We start from the raw sequence: 16443 nt of genomic DNA, 5'->3' as shown, positions 1-16443 counted from the left end.
GCTGAAACCACACATTCCTAACTGGAATCTGTGCTCGCTGGCAACGAAATGAAACTCTAGCACGATGCACGCGCGCTTCCAAAAAACGCATCTGACCTGCGTGAAAATGCACGTTACCCGTTACTACCCCTATAATGGCCAACTACACACTCGCAGCATCGGGGTATGGCTGCACAGCACAACCTGCCACCCGGTGCCCGCGACTTTCGTCATACAGCGCCCCGCCAGGCACAACTAGCGCCAGGCACTTAAGGCATGCGACTGCAGTGGAAAACACAGGACGACACAGGAGGACTACGGACAATGAGTCTGTTTGGACGTTTCAAGAAGCTCGACAGCTCGCTTCAGCGCGGGCTGGATAACGGCTTCGCACGTGTCTTCGGCGGCGAGGTTGTTCCAACCGAGATCGACGAGGTTCTTAAGCAGTACGCCGAAGAGTCCGTCATGACGGATGCCCAGGGCCAGCGTTTGGCTCCCAGCTACTTCCAGGTACTCGTCAGCACCCGCGACTACGCAAGCCTCACCGAGTCCCGCCCGCGCCTGGCCGAGGAAATGGGCGATCGCCTGAGCCGCTTCATTCGTAACCAGGGCTGGCGCACAAACGAGCCGGTCAAGGTGAACATTTCGGCCCACAGCGGCCTGCACTCGGGGCAGATGCGTGCCGATGCGCGCTTCGACGTTCCCCGCACCGAGGATCGCTCCAGCGCAAACGTCGCCATCGGCGAGGATGCCCCGGCCCAAGCTGGTCGTCCGGAATGGCCGTCGTCGCAGCCCGGCGAGCGTTCGTTGGTCTCTCATGATTATGACGCCCCTAGCTCCAACGACGACCCGTCCAGCGATGCTCAACACCCCAACTCCGGGCGGTCTCTAGGGGATCTGGTTTCGTCGGAAGATGCGCAGCACCACCACAACGGGTCGGCCGACTCTGCTGGTGCTGCCGCTGGCGCTGCAGGTGCGGCCGCTGCTGGCGCTGCAGGTGCCCGCGCAGCAGGTGTGCACCGCGCCTCCCCGGATTTCGCGCGCAACCAGTGGTCGGATCAGGCGGAGCAAGCGGAAGATACTGAGGCCCCAGAGTCCCCGGTATCCCAGGAACCCCAGGAATCTTGGGAGCCCCGCGACCACCAATCCCAGGACGAAGAGAAGGAAAGCGCGGTGCACAACCAGCAGAACTGGCAGGGCCAGCAGGAAGGCAATGATTTCGAACGTCCGGTGAGCTACCCGGGCACCGAAGTCATTGTGCAGTCTACTCCCTCCCCCGTACGCGGAGGCGTGGGCGCGGACAGCGGCGAGAGCGAACTGCGGGTCACCCTCACGCTGCACGATGGCTCCGACCGCACCTACGAACTACGCAAGGGCAGCAACATCATCGGGCGCGGCAACGGAGTGGATCTGCGCATCCCCGATACCGGTGTTTCCCGCCAGCACGCAGACATCACCTGGGATGGCTACGATGCGGTGCTGACGGACCTGCAGTCCACCAACGGCACTTCCGTTAACGGCACCCCGATCGAAAACTGGCTGCTGGCCAGCGGCGACGTAATCTCTCTCGGCCACTCTGAGATCGGCGTGGAGTTCCACTAACCCTATTTTTCCCTTCCGCCCTACTCCTTCAGGGTCATCTAAACTAGGCTATTCACATACACATGTGCCCCGCGGGGCTATGTGCGCCTGTGTTTATTGAGTGGTTCATGGAGTACTCACCGAGTACTCACCGAACCTTCCGACCTTATTGAGGAGTTGAATACCGTGCAGACCACGCTGCTTTTGCTGGTCAAGATTGGCCTGCTGCTTTTGCTGTGGTTCTTCATCTGGATGACTGTTCGCTCCCTCAAGAAGGATGCGGATCGCACCTCTGGCTTGACTCCCGCCGGGATGGCTCCCATCGCAGCGGGATACGGCGGTCCCATGAACGAGCCCTCTTCTTCCGGCCATGCTTTCCGCAGGCACAAGGCGCCTAATTCCCTGGAGCTCACCAGTGGCCCGCTGACTGGCACCACGCTGAACCTCAAGGGGTACCAGGACGTCTCCATCGGGCGCTCGCAGTCGTGCACGCTGGTGCTGGAGGATGACTTTGCCTCCGGCACCCACGCGCGTCTGATCCGCCGCGGCTCGGATTGGTACGTCGAAGACCTCGACTCCCGCAATGGCACCTGGATCGGTAACGAGCGCCTGGATCAGCCCGTTAAGCTTTCCGCCGGTATGGAAATCCGCATCGGCCAAACCCACGTGAGGATGGACGCATGACCGAGGGCAAGAACGGAAACATCGGGCGCACGCTGAACTACGCGGCGTGCTCTGACCGTGGCCTGGTCCGCGGCAACAACGAAGACTCCGCCTACGCCGGCCCGCGTCTGCTGGCTCTGGCCGACGGCATGGGTGGCCACGCTGCCGGCGAGGTTGCCTCCCAGTTCCTCATTAATGCCCTCAGCCCCCTGGATTCCCCACTGATCGACGAGCCCAACAACCGCGATCAGTTGGAAAACTTGCTGGCCACGGCTACGGACGAGGGCAACCAGGACATCGCCGCGCACGTCGACGAGCACCCAAACTTGGATGGCATGGGCTGCACCCTGACCTCCATGCTCTTCCGCGAGGACGAGGTCGCCATCTGCCACATCGGCGATTCCCGCGGCTACGTCCTGCGCGACGGTGAGCTGCGCCAGGTCACCAAGGACGACACCTTCGTGCAGTCCCTCGTCGATGAGGGCAAGCTCGATCCCGAGGACGTCAGCAGCCACCCGCAGCGTTCCCTCATCCTTAAGGCCCTCACCGGCCGTCCCGTCGAACCCACCCTGTGGCGTGAAAAAACGCAGGTCGGCGACCGCTTCATGCTCTGCTCCGACGGGCTTTCGGATCCGGTCAGCATCGACACGATCCGCGAGGTTCTCTCCCACGGCACCCCGGAGAAAGCTGCCCGCAAGCTCGTTGAGATGGCACTGCGTGGCGGTGGCCCGGACAACGTCACCGTTGTTGTTGCCGATGTTGTTGGTTTTGACGCCGACTCCAATGCCCCGACGGATCCGGAGCTCACCCTGCCACCCCGCCCGGTGATGGCGGGAGCTATTGCAGGTGAGGCAGTGGATATGCCACGCCCGAATTCTTCGGCAGCCCGCGCAGCAGCTATTCAGGGGCTGTCGACGACGACGGCGGCGTCACCAAAAAAGGACGAGGAAGACGACGAGCCCGAACCTGCGACGGCCAATGGTGGCCACGATCGCACAGGTAACGGCAACAACGTTCACGGCGATGGCCACAGCGTAGGCGATGCAGAACCCAGCGCGGCCAAGAAGCCGAAGAAATCCCGGCGCGGGCTGTGGGTGACGCTGGCGATCATCCTGGCCGTTGTTCTGGCCGGTGGCGCGGTGACCTATGTGATGTACCAGCGAGTGAAGGACACGTACTACGTCACCGCGGATAACTCGCAGATCAAGGTGATGAACGGCACTGATTCTTCCGTAATGGGATTCAAGCTGAACTCTGTGCACCAGGACGTCTGTCTGGACGACGAAGGCAAGGCGACCTTCGTGGATCCGGGTGCGGGCGGCGATTGCCACCTGTTTATGACCTCGGATCTGACTCCGGCGGCGCAGGGCGCACTGTCGGATCTGCCGGAGGATTCCTACGACAAGGTCACCGGCCAGGTCAACCGTCTGGCGGAGCAGACTCTGCCGGTTTGTGTGACGCGAGTGCCGGCAGACGGAGACAAAGACAAGGCCAAGGACGGCAAAGACGACAAGGATAAGGAAAAGAGCAGCACGGAAAAGAGCGAAAAGAAGAGCGACGCGCCCGAAGACCTCACGACCCCCGGAGTCTCCTGCCGCGAGGTGAAGTAAACCATGAAGCTTTTTAGCCGACGCACCGAGGCTGGCTTGCTGCTGCTGGCCGCCATCATTTTGCTGCTGGCCATCGTGGCGCTGGAGATCTCGCAGGGCAAGGAAATCAGCTCCGAGGTGTTCTACCTGGTCGGCGGCTTCTTTCTGACTTTTCTAGTGGCGCACCTGGTGGTGTGCTGGACGGCCCCGGAGGCCGACCAGATCATGCTGCCCATCGCGGCGCTGCTCAACGGCCTGGGGCTGGTGATGATCTACCGGCTGGACCTCGGGTCGGGCCTCACACTGGCGAAGTCACAGATCATGTGGACCGCCCTGGGTGTGATCCTGTTCTGCCTGGTGATTGGCTTTTTGCGGGATCACCGCTCGCTGCAGAACTACTCGTATCTGCTGGGCTTGGCGGGCCTTATCCTGACGGCCCTGCCGATCGTCTGGCCTACCTCCCTGAACGCGGACGCAAAGGTGTGGATCAGCATCGGCCCGTTCTCGATCCAGCCCGGCGAGTTTGCAAAGATCATGCTGCTGCTGTTCTTCGCCGCGCTGCTGGTAAATAAGCGCCGCCTGTTCAACGTGGCCGGCAAGTCCTTCTTGGGTTTGCAGTTCCCCCGTCTGCGCGACCTCGGCCCGCTGTTTCTGGTGTGGGGCATCGCGCTGATGATCATGGCCGCGCAGAACGACTTCGGCCCGGCCCTGCTGCTGTTCGGCACCGTGCTGGGCATGCTGTACATCGCCACCGGCCGCGCCTCCTGGCTGGTGCTGGGTCTCGGCCTGGCTTTCATCGGCGCATTCGGCGTGTACCAGATCTCGGACAAGATCCAGGATCGCGTGTCCAACTTCGTGGATCCTTTGTCGAACTACGACGGCAACGGCTTCCAGCTCTCCCAGGCCCTGTTTGGCATGTCCTTCGGTGGCGTGACTGGCCGCGGCCTGGGCGAGGGTTACCCAAACAACATCCCCGTCGCGCACTCCGACTTCATCCTGGCCGCTATCGGCGAGGAGCTGGGGCTGATCGGCTTGGCAGGCGTGCTGCTGGCCTACGCGATCTTCGTGTCGCGCGGCTTCAACACTGCCATGCGAGCCCGCGATTCCTACGGCAAGCTCGTTGCCGCGGGTCTGGCGCTGACGATCGCCATCCAGGTTTTCGTGGTCACCGGCGGTATTTCCCGCCTGCTGCCCATGACCGGCCTCACCACGCCATTCCTGTCGCACGGTGGTTCGTCACTGTTGGCGAACTACATCCTGTTGGCGATCATTCTTCGTATTTCTCATGACGCCCGCACGCCCCTGGCCATTAAGGAAAGGGAGGAAGCATGAACCGCTCCATCCGCGCGGTAGCCATCTTTAGCTTCATCTTGGTGGTCGCCCTCATTGCAAACCTGACCTACATCCAAGGCTTCCAGCAGAAGTCGCTGGCGCAGAATCCGCTGAATTCGCGTCAATTCCTAGAGGCCAAGTCGAAGGAACGCGGCAGGATCATCGCCGGCGACCAGGTGCTGGCCAGGTCCGTGAAGGATTCCGACGACTTCTACGACCGTGAGTACCCATACATGTCCGCGAAGTACGGCTCCGTGATCGGCTACCTGTCTGACCAGTACGGTGCCTCGGGTATCGAGTCTTCCCAGAACTCCATCCTCACCGGCGAGGACGATTCCCTGTTCGCCACCCGCACGTGGGACATGCTGACGGGCAAGGAGGCCGGCGGGGCGAACGTGGAGCTCACGCTCAACCCGCAAGTGCAGGAAGTCGCCTACGACCAGCTGGCTAACAAGGGCTACTCCGGTTCCGTGGTGGCTCTGCGCCCGTCCACGGGCGAAGTGCTGGCGATGGCCAGCACGCCCTCGGCTGACCCGGCGCAGATCGTCGGCCCGCCGGCCGAGCAGGCCAAGACGAACTTTGAGAACTACGCCAACGACGATTCCGCCCCGTTGTTGAACCGCTCCACGCAGCAGATCCAGCCGCCGGGCTCGACGTTCAAGGTCATCACTACCGCGGCCGCCCTGGAGGAGGGCGACACTCCGGAGACCTCCGTGACCGCCGCGCCGCAGATCACCCTGCCGGATACGGCCACGACCCTGGAGAACTACGGCGGCGCGGCCTGTGGCGGCGGTGGCACCACCACCCTGCGCGAGGCCTTCAAACGCTCCTGTAACACCGCCTTCGTAGACATCTCCACTCGCCACGGCGCGGATAAGTTCAAGAAGATTTCCGAGAACTTCGGCATCGGGGAACAGGACGACTACCTGGGCCTGCCGGTGGAGCCCTCCCGCCTGGGTGACATCCCGGACGGTGCGGCTCTGGGCCAGTCCTCCATCGGCCAGCGCGACGTGGCGCTGACCCCGCTGCAGAATGCGGTGATCGCCGCGACCATCGCCAACGGTGGTGTGCGCATGAAGCCTTACCTAGTTAGCAAGATCACCGGCCGCGATCTTTCCACCCTGCGGACCACCAAGCCGCAGAAGGCTCAGCGCGCGGTGCCGGAGGAGACGGCCGATACCTTGAAGGATCTGATGGTGGAGGCCGAGAAGTGGGCCGGCGGCGATGCCTCCATCGCTTCGAAGACGGGTACCGCCGAGCACGGCGAGGATTCCCGCAACTCCAACCCGCACGCCTGGTACATCGCGTTTTCCACCTCCGCCGATGTGGCGGTAGCCGTGCTGGTGGAAAATGGTGGCGACCGCGGGCGGGCGGCTACCGGTGGTTCGGTGGCCGGTCCCATCGGCCGGGCCGTCATCCACGCAGCTGAGAAGGAGCAGCAGTAGGCCATGAGCGATTCCCGTCAACCCGACCGCACAGAAATTGAGCGTACGCAACGGCTTCTGGGCGAGCGCTTCGAGCTGCAGTGGATCATCGGTCGCGGCGGCATGTCCACCGTATGGCTGGCCCACGATGTCGAAAAGCTGCGCGACGTGGCCGTCAAGATCCTCAAGCCGGAGTACACGGAAAACGAGGAGTTCCGCGCGCGTTTCCGCAACGAGGCCTCCGCTGCTCAGGACCTCGACAGCCCCAACGTCGTCAGGACCTATGAATCCGGCGAGGTCGAGGACCCGGACAACGGCACGGTGTTCTGCTACATCATCATGGAGTACATCCGTGGCGAGTCTCTGGCCGATGTGCTCTCGCGCGAATCCTCGCTGCCGCAGAATCTGGCGCTGGACGTATTGACGCAAACCGCCGCGGGGCTGAAGGCTATCCATGAAGCCGGACTGGTGCACCGCGATATTAAGCCGGGAAATCTGCTGATCACCTCCGACGGGTTCGTGAAGATCACGGACTTCGGCATTGCCAAGGCCGCCGCCGCGGTGCCGTTGACCCGCACGGGCATGGTGGTTGGTACCGCCCAGTACGTCTCTCCCGAGCAGGCTCAGGGCGACCAGGTCGGCCCGGCCAGCGACGTGTACTCCTTGGGCGTGGTCGGCTTCGAGATGCTGGCGGGCTACCGTCCGTTCTCCGGCGAATCCACCGTGTCCGTGGCGATCAAGCACATCTCCGAAACCCCACCGGAGTTGCCGGAAGAGGTCGACCCCAACCTGCGGGAATTGATCAAGGTCTGCCTGCGCAAGAATCCGCGGACGCGCTACGCCGACGGCGCGGAACTTGTCGCCGCCACTGTCATGGTGGCCGAGGGCAAGCAACCCCCGTCGCCGCACAATGTGCCGAACGTCAGCACCGAACCGCACCCGCTGACCGAGCAGCTGGGCAACGTTGCCAGCGGGCCGGGAACTCGAGTGCCTTCAGCGTCGGGCCCTGAGTACGGTCCAGAGCACGGGCCAGGGCCCGGTCAAGGTTCCGGTTACCCTGGCCCCTCCGGCCCGGCTGCCGGTGCAGGTGCTCCGGCCACGGGCGCGGGCTACCCCGCGACTGCACGCGGGGCGGGTGGGGCGCAGGGGGCGTCACCAAGAAAGAACCGCTTGATTATCGCGGTGCTGGCCCTGGTGAGCATCCTCGCGCTTGCGCTGGCCACCTTCCTGCTGACCAGCGGTGGCGACGAAGAAGCGCCGGACCCGTCGACGATGACCGTAACCAACGAGGTTACGACTAGCCCGACGGAGGAGGAAGAAGCGCCGACCAACCCGGGTGGCAACGCCCCCGCGCCGGTAAACCCGGTGCCGACGGACACGACGAATGGCCCGGAACCCGCACCGGGGACCGAGACCACGTCGGAACCGCCGGAGACCTCCGACGAACGCGAGCCTTCGTTCCCCACCTTGCCGACCATCCCGAACGGTGGCGGGCGCGGCAACGGCAATGACGACGGCAACGGTGGAAATGGTGGTCAGGGCGGCAATGGCGGCAACCACAACACTGCTCGCCCGAACCAACCCGGCCGCCCGCAGACGAACGATAACGCAACCTCGGCGGACAACGATATACCTGCCGAATTACGCAATAGGGAGGCCGATCCGGAAAGCCAGCCAGTGCTTTAAGCGTTTAAGCACGATTCTTTTTAGCAATGTAAAAGGGATAGAACTATGTCCATACAACAAGTTGGACTAGGATTTGTTAATCAAAGTGACTAGAAAATCATTCTGGGGTTAGCTACAGAAGCAGACAAAGGAGCAGAAGGCGTGGACCGAAACGGCACAACCTTGGGCGGCCGCTACCGCCTCGGTGCCAAGATCGGCACTGGTGGCATGTCCGACGTGTACGCCGCTACCGATGAACTGCTGGGCCGCGATGTTGCGGTGAAGATGATGCGGCCCGACCTGGCGCGCGATACCACCTTCCTGGAGCGCTTCCGCCGCGAGGCGCAGAACGCCGCAAAGCTGAACCACCCCGCCATCGTCGCCGTCTACGACACGGGCCAGACCCCGGACGAGGACGGTGCGGTGCCGTACATCGTCATGGAGCGCGTGCACGGCGAAACCCTGCGCGACATCATCCAGGACTCTGGGAAGATGAGCCTGAACGATGCCGCGGCGGTCATGTCCCAGGTCTGCTCGGCGCTGTACTTCTCGCACGAGGCGGGCATCATTCACCGCGACATCAAGCCCGCGAACGTGATGATCACCAACACCGGCGCGGTGAAGGTCATGGACTTCGGCATCGCACGCGCGCTGAGCGATAGCTCCTCTGCCATGACGCAAACCGCCGCCGTTATCGGCACCGCCCAGTACCTCTCCCCCGAGCAGGCACGCGGCCAGTCCGCCGACGCACGTTCGGATATTTACGCCGCCGGTTGCGTGTTCTACGAGCTGGCCACGGGCAAGGCTCCCTTCCACGGCGAGTCCCCACTGTCCGTTGCCTTCCAGCACGTGCAGGAAAACCCGGAGGCGCCGTCCCAGGTTCTGGGCATGCACCTGTCGAAGCGCGAGGCTTTGAGCCTGGACTCCATCACTCTGACCGCTATGGCGAAGTCGCCGTCGGATCGTTATGACGACGCGCAAGAGATGGCGACGGATCTGAAGCGCCTTTCCGAAGACCAACTGCCGCTGGTCGCCCAGGCCTATACCAATGACGCCGACTCGGCCGATGCTGGTTCCCACACCGCGGGGCGCGCTGCTGCCGGTGCCGCTGGCGCCGCGGGGCTGGCCGCCGGTGCGGCCGCGGCTGGCGCGCACGCGAATGATGATGACGCGCAGACCTCCGTGATCCCCGCCAGCCACAACACAGCCAACGGTGCCGCTGCTGGAGCCGGAGCAGCTGGGGCCGGAGCAGCCGCCGCTGGAGCCGCTGGCAACGGTGGCGGCGACGGCTACTACAACAGCGATTACAGCGGCGATTATGATGGCGGCGACGATTATTACGACGACTATGACGCCGATTACGACGATGATTATGACGGCGAGTACGACGACGAGTACTACGAGGATGAGCCCAAGCGTCGCTGGTGGGCGCCCATCGCTTGGGTGGCGGGTATCGCCGCAGTAATCGCCGGTGGTTACTTTGCCTACCAGGCATTTACCGGCGACGATGAACCAGAGAAGCCTATCGAAGCCGAGCAGGTGAAGATCCCGCTCGTAGCCAACAAGGACCGTGCCGAGGCGGAGAAGATCCTCAAGGACGCGGGCTTCGAAGTAACGGTCGAGGAGACCACGCACGACAAGATCGCGCGCGGCAAAGCTATCGGCACCGACCCGGCAGCCAATGCATCCGTGGCTCGCGGCACCGAGATCAAGCTGCTGGTCTCCAGCGGCCGAGAGATCACCGACGTGCCGGACCTGACGGGCAAGACCACCGAGGAAGCAGTCCAGCTTCTGAAGGATGCCAAGCTGGTTCTGAACAAGGAAGTCAAGGAAGAAGCCAGCGATGATGTGCCGAAGGGCAAGATCATCACGCAGACTCCGCCGCAGGGTTCGCAGGTCTCTGCGGGCACGAAGGTGACCATCACCGTCTCCACGGGTCCGGAGGACGTCCGCGTGCCGGTCGTCACCGGCCAACAGCTCGAGGACGCCCGGGAGAACCTGGAATCCGCCGGCTTCAAGGTGGTTGTGAACCACGTCGATTCTGTGGAGCGGAAGGATCAGGTGCTCTCCGCCAGCAGCGAGGGTGAGAAGCTGCCCAAGGGCAGCGAGATCACCCTAGAGGTATCCCTGGGCAACCAGTTCGAGATGCCTTCCCTGCAGGGCAAGAAGTTCGGTGACGTGTTCCGCGAGCTGCAGGCCGCCGGCTGGCGCGGCACCCCGGAACAGCTACACCGGGAGAACAAGAACACCACGGATCTGGGCCGCGTGGACGAGGTCGCGCAGCAGTCCATCCACAGTGGCGAGGTCATCAAGAAGGACGAGGACATCACCGTCACGGTGTACGTCTTCAACCTGCTGCCCTAGCGGCAGCGACGCGCCGAAGCAGGCCCCAGAGCTGGCGCCGCCCTAGCGTTGGTGCCCCAGAGCCAGCGCGCCTAAAGCATCGAGGCTTCGGCGCTGATCGCGCCGGTAACCTCCAGCTGCTCCTGCACCAGGCGTTCCACTAGCTCGGCGGGCACTACCTCGCCCTTGCCACTCAGCTGCCCGGCTTCGTTCAGCCAGTTCGCCAGCATCAGGTGGCCGTACTGCGTCATCACAGACTCGGGGTGGAACTGCACGGAGTGGATCGGCAGCGTCTGGTGGCGCATCGCCATAATCATGCCGGAATCGGAGGTCGCCGTGACCTTTAGCTCCTCCGGAACGGTGCCTGGATCAACGGTGAGCGAGTGGTAGCGCGTCACGCGGAACGGGCTCGGCACTCCGGTCAGCACGCCGGTGCCGTCATGGGCCACGGGTGAGGTCTTGCCGTGGAAAAGCTCGTCTGCCCGCACGACCTCCGCGCCGAAGTGCATGCCGATCGCCTGGTGCCCCAGGCACACCCCGAATAGCGGAATCTGCTGTTCAACAGCGATTTTCAGCACATCCAGCATGCGGCCTGCCGCGCTCGGCTCGCCAGGTCCGGGGGATAGCAGGATCGCGTCGAAGCCCTGCAGCATGTCCGCCAGCGCATCCGTCTCGGCCCCCTCAGGGTTGCCAGCACCGGTGAGCTCGGGGGCGTCATTGCGCAGCACCACACAGTCGTCCCCGCTGAAGCCCAGCTGCCCGATGTATTGCACGAGGTTGTAGACGAAGCTGTCGTAGTTATCGATCACGAGAATGCGCATAGCAAAGAGTCTAGCGTGGCAGTGTGCATGGTTTTGCCGCGGTGTACTGCTACTATCGTCTAGTACGTATTTTGCCCATGGGCGCTCGGTACCTCGTAGGCCGTCCGCTCCGCAGTCAATTGCTTCGAGGTTTTGAACAATGCCAAAGTCCAAGGTTAATTCCGCTGAGGAGAACTACTCCAGCTCCTCTTCCGCGGATCGTCGCACACCCGTGAAGCTGAATTCCAGCGGTACTCCGCGTTGGTACATCGTGCTGATGCTCGCGCTGATGCTTCTGGGCCTGGCCTGGCTGGTTGTTAACTACATTGCCGGCCCGGAGATCCCGTTCATGCGCGACCTGAACGCATGGAACTACCTGATCGGCTTCGCCCTGCTGATCGTGGGTCTGCTGATGACCATGGGTTGGAAGTAGCACCCAAGTTACTTCCCGGCACTGCCCTAGTTGGGCGCCCCTAGTAGTGCCACCCCAGGCCGGTCCATATGGTGAAGGCCAAGATTGCCGTCGCGGCTAGTGCTGCGACGGTCTTTTTTCTTATTGACGCCCCCACGCCCCCGTTGCCGCCCTCCCCAACGGTGCTGGTGATGAGTGCTATGACGGCGCCTCCGGCGAGCCCACCGATGTGTCCCCATAGCGAAACGTTGGAGTACATGAGGGAGTACCCGAGGTTCACCAGCAGGAGGATGATGGGCCCGCGGAGGTCGCGCTGCCGTATCCGCGACAGGGAAATGAGCATGGCGAACAGCCCGTAGCCGACAGTGGAGGCACCGCCGACGGGGACGTTGGGCTGGAAGTACATGCATGCCAGCGCACCGCCAGCGGCGCTGGCAACGATGAGGCTGAGCATAACTACCGGCCCGTAAAAGCGTTCTACATCGCGGCCGATCAGGAAGATCAGCAGCATGTTGAAGCCCAGGTGGGCGGGGTCCAAATGAACGAATGCGGCGGTGAGGATGCGCCACCATTCACCGAATAGGGTGACGTTGGCGGCGTTGAAGAGCATCTCCCGCCCCAGGTTGCTCGAGCTGAGGCCGAACATGGATCGGCCATCGAGGGGGCTGGCGATGCTGCCGGATTGAAAAACCGTCACCACGTAGACAAGGCAGCAGGCTGCGATGAATACGTTGGTGACGGAATACCGCCGGCTATTCCGGCGGGCTTGCGTGTCCAGCCACGGCAAGGAGTTTTTACTCCTGGATCTCGACAGACTCGATGACGACGTCGTCGTTCGGGCGGTCCATGCGGTCGGTTGCGACGCGGGAGATCTTTGCGACGACCTTCTGGGACTCCTTGTCGGTGACCTCACCGAAGATGGTGTGGCGGTTGTTCAGGTGCGGGGTGGCCGTCACCGTGATGAAGAACTGGGAGCCGTTGGTGCCGGGGCCAGCGTTGGCCATGGCCAGCAGGAACGGGCGGTCGAACTGCAGCTCCGGGTGGAACTCGTCGCCGAACTGGTAGCCCGGGCCGCCGCGACCGGTGCCGGTCGGGTCGCCGCCCTGGATCATGAAGCCATCGATGATGCGGTGGAAGATCGCACCGTCGTAGAACGGGCCTTCGTTGGTGCCGGAGGCGTTGGGCTGGGAGTAGTCCTTGGTGCCCTGCGCCAGGCCAACGAAGTTGGCTACGGTCTCCGGCGCGTGGTTGCCGAACAGATCGATGGCGATGTCGCCTTGGTTGGTGTGCAGAATTGCGGTTGCAGTCTTGTTAGTCACGGTGATCCATTGTACTAAAAAGCTGAGACGGCTTCCGGCGCCTTGGTGACTCAAAAGCGGTATTGGCCATCCCGGTGGGGATTTTTCTTTAGGATGGGTGTTAGCACGAACACATATTGAAATACCCAAATAGATCTCCAAGGAGCATCTCGCACGATGAACCCCACCACGTTGAAGCTGGCGCTGCGCGGCGCCAAGCAGGGTCGCACCATGTTGAATAACCGCAAGGAGTTTAAGCGCCGCCAGGAGTTCGACGCGCTGCAGCAGCTGCGTGACAACCTGGCCTCGGAGGGCGAACGAGAGGGCATCATCGCTGGTTCTCCCGCTCACGTGAAGGCCGTCGCGGAGCTCATGCTGAAGGAAGAGGGTGCTGCGTCTGCCCTCGAGCAGGCCCGTGCGGCTGCGGCTGCCCGCAAGCACCACCAGGCGCACCACTCCGACGAGCTCACTGCTGCGGATGTTGCGGACATGAGCTCCACCGGTTCCCAGAACACTGCCGACACTGCTGACAAGGCCGCCGACAAGGCGGACAGGGCTCGTGCGAAGGCCGAAAAGAAGGCCGAGGCCGCAAAGAAGAAGGCCGCGAAGGCACAGGCCAAGGCAGCCAAGAAGACCAAGAAGGTTGAGGGCGAGGCTGCTGGGATGGTGGCGTCACTAAAGAAGAAGGGCGAAGAATTGAACACCGATGAACTGACCGAGAAGCTCGGCGCGGATGCCGAGAAGCTGCGCAAGAAGATCGACAAGCGCACGCAGAAGCTGCGCAACCGTTTCGACGAGGCGCAGGAGAAGGCCCAGAAGAAGGCCGGCAAGAAGGCCAAGAAGCGTGAGCAGAAGATCGCTCAGCTTACCGCTGCGCTGAAGGAAAATGCTCACGAGCTGCAGGAACGCGGCCAGGCTGCGACCAGCAAGCTGTACGAAGAGGCGGAGTCCCGTGGCGGCGACCTGGCGAAGAGCGCGGAGAAGAACCGCAAGCAGCTGGCCAAGAAGCTGGAGGCCACCAAGAAGAAGGCAGCCAAGCGTGCGCAGAAGCAGACCAAGGGCGCACAGAAGGATGCCCGCAAGCGCGCCGCGAAGCTGGACAAGAAGGTAGCCCGCGCCACCAACAAGGCGCAGAGCAAGGCGCTGGCGAAGGCCGAGAAGAAGGGCCTGAAGAAGCAGGAGAAGAAGCAGAAGGGCGGCCTGTTCGGCAAGTTCCTGCTGCTGGCCATCCTGGTTGCCGCGGGCGCTGCTACGTTTAAGTTCCTGCGTGGTGGCGAGAACGCTCCGAAGAACTCCCCGAAGGTGCAGGACTTCGCGGACAAGGCCACCGGCGCTGCCGAGAAGGCCAAGGCGAAGGCCGCCGAGACCGCTGACAAGGCTGAGGCGAAGGCCACCGAGGTGAAGGAGACCGCCGAGGCCAAGGTCGACGAGGCTAAGGAGGCTAAGGCCGGCGAGAAGGCCGAAGAGGCCAAGACCGAGGAGAAGCAGGCTCCGGCTGCCCCCGCCGCACCGTCCGCACCTGCCCCGGGTGCACCGGGCGCTCCCGCACCGGGCGTAGCTGTTCCGGGTGCTCCGGCTGCTCCGCAGGCTGGTAGCGACCAGGGCGCTGCCGATGCCACGGATGCGACCGACGCCGCCGAGGCCGACTTCCCGCTGGCCGATGGCCCGGGCGAGGATCCGGACGAGGGCGGCAAGCACCGCCTGTAACCCGCACCCCCACATCGCGCGCTAAATCCGGCGCGCGATAATGGCGTACATGACCCCGCGCCGCCTCACATTCCGCACCATCCCGCTGCCGCAGGCAGACGCTCGGGACATCACCGGAAGTGTCGCGCCGCGGGTCTTTTTGTCTTTATTTAATGACGCCCCCACCGCCGCCTGGCTGGATTCCTCCGGCAACGGCGGCGCCCTCAGTGTGCTGGCAAATAGCGCGGGTCCCCTAGCCCGAACGTGGATGCCGCAGGTGGAAAGCTCGAATACGTTCTTCGCGCAGCTCAGAAGCACTTTCGACGAGTCGGTTGAGATTCCGCGAGACTGGCCGTGCGACTTCACCCTCGGCTGGGTGGGCGCATTGGGATACGGAGTGGAGGACATTGCCCGCTCCCGGGAAGACCATCCGGATGCGGCATTGCTGTTCGCCGACCGGGCGGTCGTGATCGACCACGCACACGCGGTGGCCTATGCAATGGCAATGCTGCCGAGTGCCAAAGATGCCGGGGATGCCGGGAGCACCCACGATGAACAGCTGGAATGGCTGGACACCACCGTCGCCGAGGTGCGACGGATCGCTGGCGAGGTCTCCGAGACAAGCGGTGCGGGACTGGAAGCCATTCCGGAAACCTTTCCGAGCAGCATTCCGGGCGGTGCACCGCCCCGTGACACGGTGCCCGCCGAGCGCGCGGCGACCTTCCACTTCGACCAACCGAAGCAGCAGTACCTGGCGAGCATCCAGCGCTGCCTGGATTACATTGCCGCGGGCGATAGCTACGAGGTCTGCCTGACGAATACGGCCCGTGGGCCCGCACTGCGGGAGCTGGTCGGACTGCGGCCCACTCAGCAACCTGGCGAGCATCCAGCACTGCAATCCAGCGAGCAGCCCGGCGCGAACTCGCCTCAGGAGCAGTCACCGGAATTACTGGCCTACCTGCGGCTCCGCGAAGTCAGCCCGGTTCCCTATGGCGCATTCCTGCGTTTCGACCGCCCTGGTCAGGCACCACTGCATATCCTCAGCGCCTCCCCCGAGAGGTTCCTCAAGGTCTCGCCGGAGGGAGAGGTCTCCGCCAAGCCGATCAAGGGCACCCGCCCCCGTGGGGAGGACGAAGCGGCGGATGCGAGGGGGCGTCAGGAATTAATGAGCAACCCCAAGGACCGGGCGGAGAACCTGATGATCGTTGACCTGCTGCGCAACGACCTCGGCAGAGTGTGCGTGCCGGGCAGTGTGGAGGTGCCGAAAATTTTTTCGGTGGAGAGTTTCTCGCACGTCCATCAGCTGGTCAGCACCATTACCGGCCAGCTCCGTCCGGGGCTCGGCGCCGTCGACGCGATTGCGGCCAGTTACCCCGGTGGCTCCATGACAGGCGCGCCGAAAATCCGGACGATGGAGATTATCGAGGAGCTGGAGCCGCATCCGCGCGGGTTCTATTCCGGGGCGATCGGCTGGATCTCCCCCAATTCCGCCACAGAGCTGAACATCACGATCCGCACGCTCGTCGACGATGGCGCGGAGTGTTCTTTCGGGGTCGGCGGCGCGATCGTCGCGGACTCGGATCCACTGGCGGAGTACCAGGAAACGCTAGTAAAAGCGGCGGCGCTACTCGATACACTCGGGGGCCAAATCGCCTAACATTCTACTCGAAA

At 63.3% G+C, this 16443-nt stretch carries 13 protein-coding genes; 10 read left to right on the top strand and 3 right to left on the bottom strand.

The window, feature by feature from the left end; genetic code table 11:
• The first annotated feature begins 303 nt into the window (after positions 1-303).
• The 7 genes from L8V00_RS08520 to pknB all read left to right on the top strand — a co-directional run bounded on the left by L8V00_RS08520 (position 304) and on the right by pknB (position 10597).
• Positions 304-1581, top strand: a complete 1278-nt coding sequence (locus tag L8V00_RS08520; protein ID WP_035003344.1) for a DUF3662 and FHA domain-containing protein — start codon at positions 304-306, stop codon at positions 1579-1581.
• Between the two features lie 165 nt (positions 1582-1746).
• Positions 1747-2244 (top strand): FHA domain-containing protein FhaB/FipA, encoded by a 498-nt coding sequence (locus L8V00_RS08515; RefSeq protein ID WP_034986315.1) that lies wholly within the window; start codon positions 1747-1749, stop codon positions 2242-2244.
• Positions 2241-3833, top strand: a complete 1593-nt coding sequence (locus L8V00_RS08510) for a protein phosphatase 2C domain-containing protein (RefSeq protein WP_049050668.1) — start codon at positions 2241-2243, stop codon at positions 3831-3833. Before L8V00_RS08515 ends, L8V00_RS08510 begins: the two co-directional genes overlap by 4 nt.
• A 3-nt stretch (positions 3834-3836) precedes the next feature.
• Positions 3837-5144, top strand: a complete 1308-nt coding sequence (locus L8V00_RS08505) for an FtsW/RodA/SpoVE family cell cycle protein (protein ID WP_035003340.1) — start codon at positions 3837-3839, stop codon at positions 5142-5144.
• Positions 5141-6589, top strand: a complete 1449-nt coding sequence (locus tag L8V00_RS08500; protein WP_035003338.1) for a peptidoglycan D,D-transpeptidase FtsI family protein — start codon at positions 5141-5143, stop codon at positions 6587-6589. The genes L8V00_RS08505 and L8V00_RS08500 overlap by 4 nt, the downstream gene beginning before the upstream one ends.
• 3 nt (positions 6590-6592) lie before the next feature.
• Positions 6593-8254, top strand: a complete 1662-nt coding sequence (locus L8V00_RS08495) for a serine/threonine-protein kinase (protein ID WP_269944750.1) — start codon at positions 6593-6595, stop codon at positions 8252-8254.
• Positions 8255-8395: 141 nt separating this feature from the next.
• Complete coding sequence (gene pknB / locus L8V00_RS08490) at positions 8396-10597, top strand: Stk1 family PASTA domain-containing Ser/Thr kinase (protein WP_269944749.1); 2202 nt, start codon at positions 8396-8398, stop codon at positions 10595-10597.
• 71 nt (positions 10598-10668) lie between these two features.
• Here pknB and L8V00_RS08485 read toward each other — a convergent pair whose 3' ends face one another.
• Complete coding sequence (locus tag L8V00_RS08485) at positions 10669-11397, bottom strand: anthranilate synthase component II (RefSeq protein ID WP_049050672.1); 729 nt, start codon at positions 11395-11397, stop codon at positions 10669-10671.
• Positions 11398-11536: 139 nt separating this feature from the next.
• Here L8V00_RS08485 and crgA point away from each other — a divergent pair, with 139 nt between their 5' ends.
• Positions 11537-11809, top strand: a complete 273-nt coding sequence (gene crgA, locus L8V00_RS08480) for a cell division protein CrgA (protein ID WP_005292638.1) — start codon at positions 11537-11539, stop codon at positions 11807-11809.
• Positions 11810-11849: 40 nt separating this feature from the next.
• Here crgA and L8V00_RS08475 read toward each other — a convergent pair whose 3' ends face one another.
• Complete coding sequence (locus L8V00_RS08475) at positions 11850-12575, bottom strand: rhomboid family intramembrane serine protease (protein WP_269944748.1); 726 nt, start codon at positions 12573-12575, stop codon at positions 11850-11852.
• 7 nt (positions 12576-12582) lie between these two features.
• Positions 12583-13107, bottom strand: a complete 525-nt coding sequence (locus L8V00_RS08470; RefSeq protein WP_269944747.1) for a peptidylprolyl isomerase — start codon at positions 13105-13107, stop codon at positions 12583-12585.
• Positions 13108-13263: 156 nt separating this feature from the next.
• Here L8V00_RS08470 and L8V00_RS08465 point away from each other — a divergent pair, with 156 nt between their 5' ends.
• Positions 13264-14793: a hypothetical protein gene (locus L8V00_RS08465; protein ID WP_269944746.1), complete on the top strand. Its 1530-nt coding sequence runs from the start codon at positions 13264-13266 to the stop codon at positions 14791-14793.
• A 40-nt stretch (positions 14794-14833) separates the two neighbouring features.
• Positions 14834-16429: an anthranilate synthase component I family protein gene (locus L8V00_RS08460; RefSeq protein ID WP_269944745.1), complete on the top strand. Its 1596-nt coding sequence runs from the start codon at positions 14834-14836 to the stop codon at positions 16427-16429.
• Positions 16430-16443: the final 14 nt, after the last annotated feature.

This window comes from Corynebacterium evansiae, assembly GCF_027570065.1.
Taxonomy (GTDB): domain Bacteria; phylum Actinomycetota; class Actinomycetes; order Mycobacteriales; family Mycobacteriaceae; genus Corynebacterium; species Corynebacterium evansiae.
The sequence above is the reverse complement of the archived record's forward strand: the minus strand, read 5'-3'. Positions and strand labels throughout refer to the sequence as shown.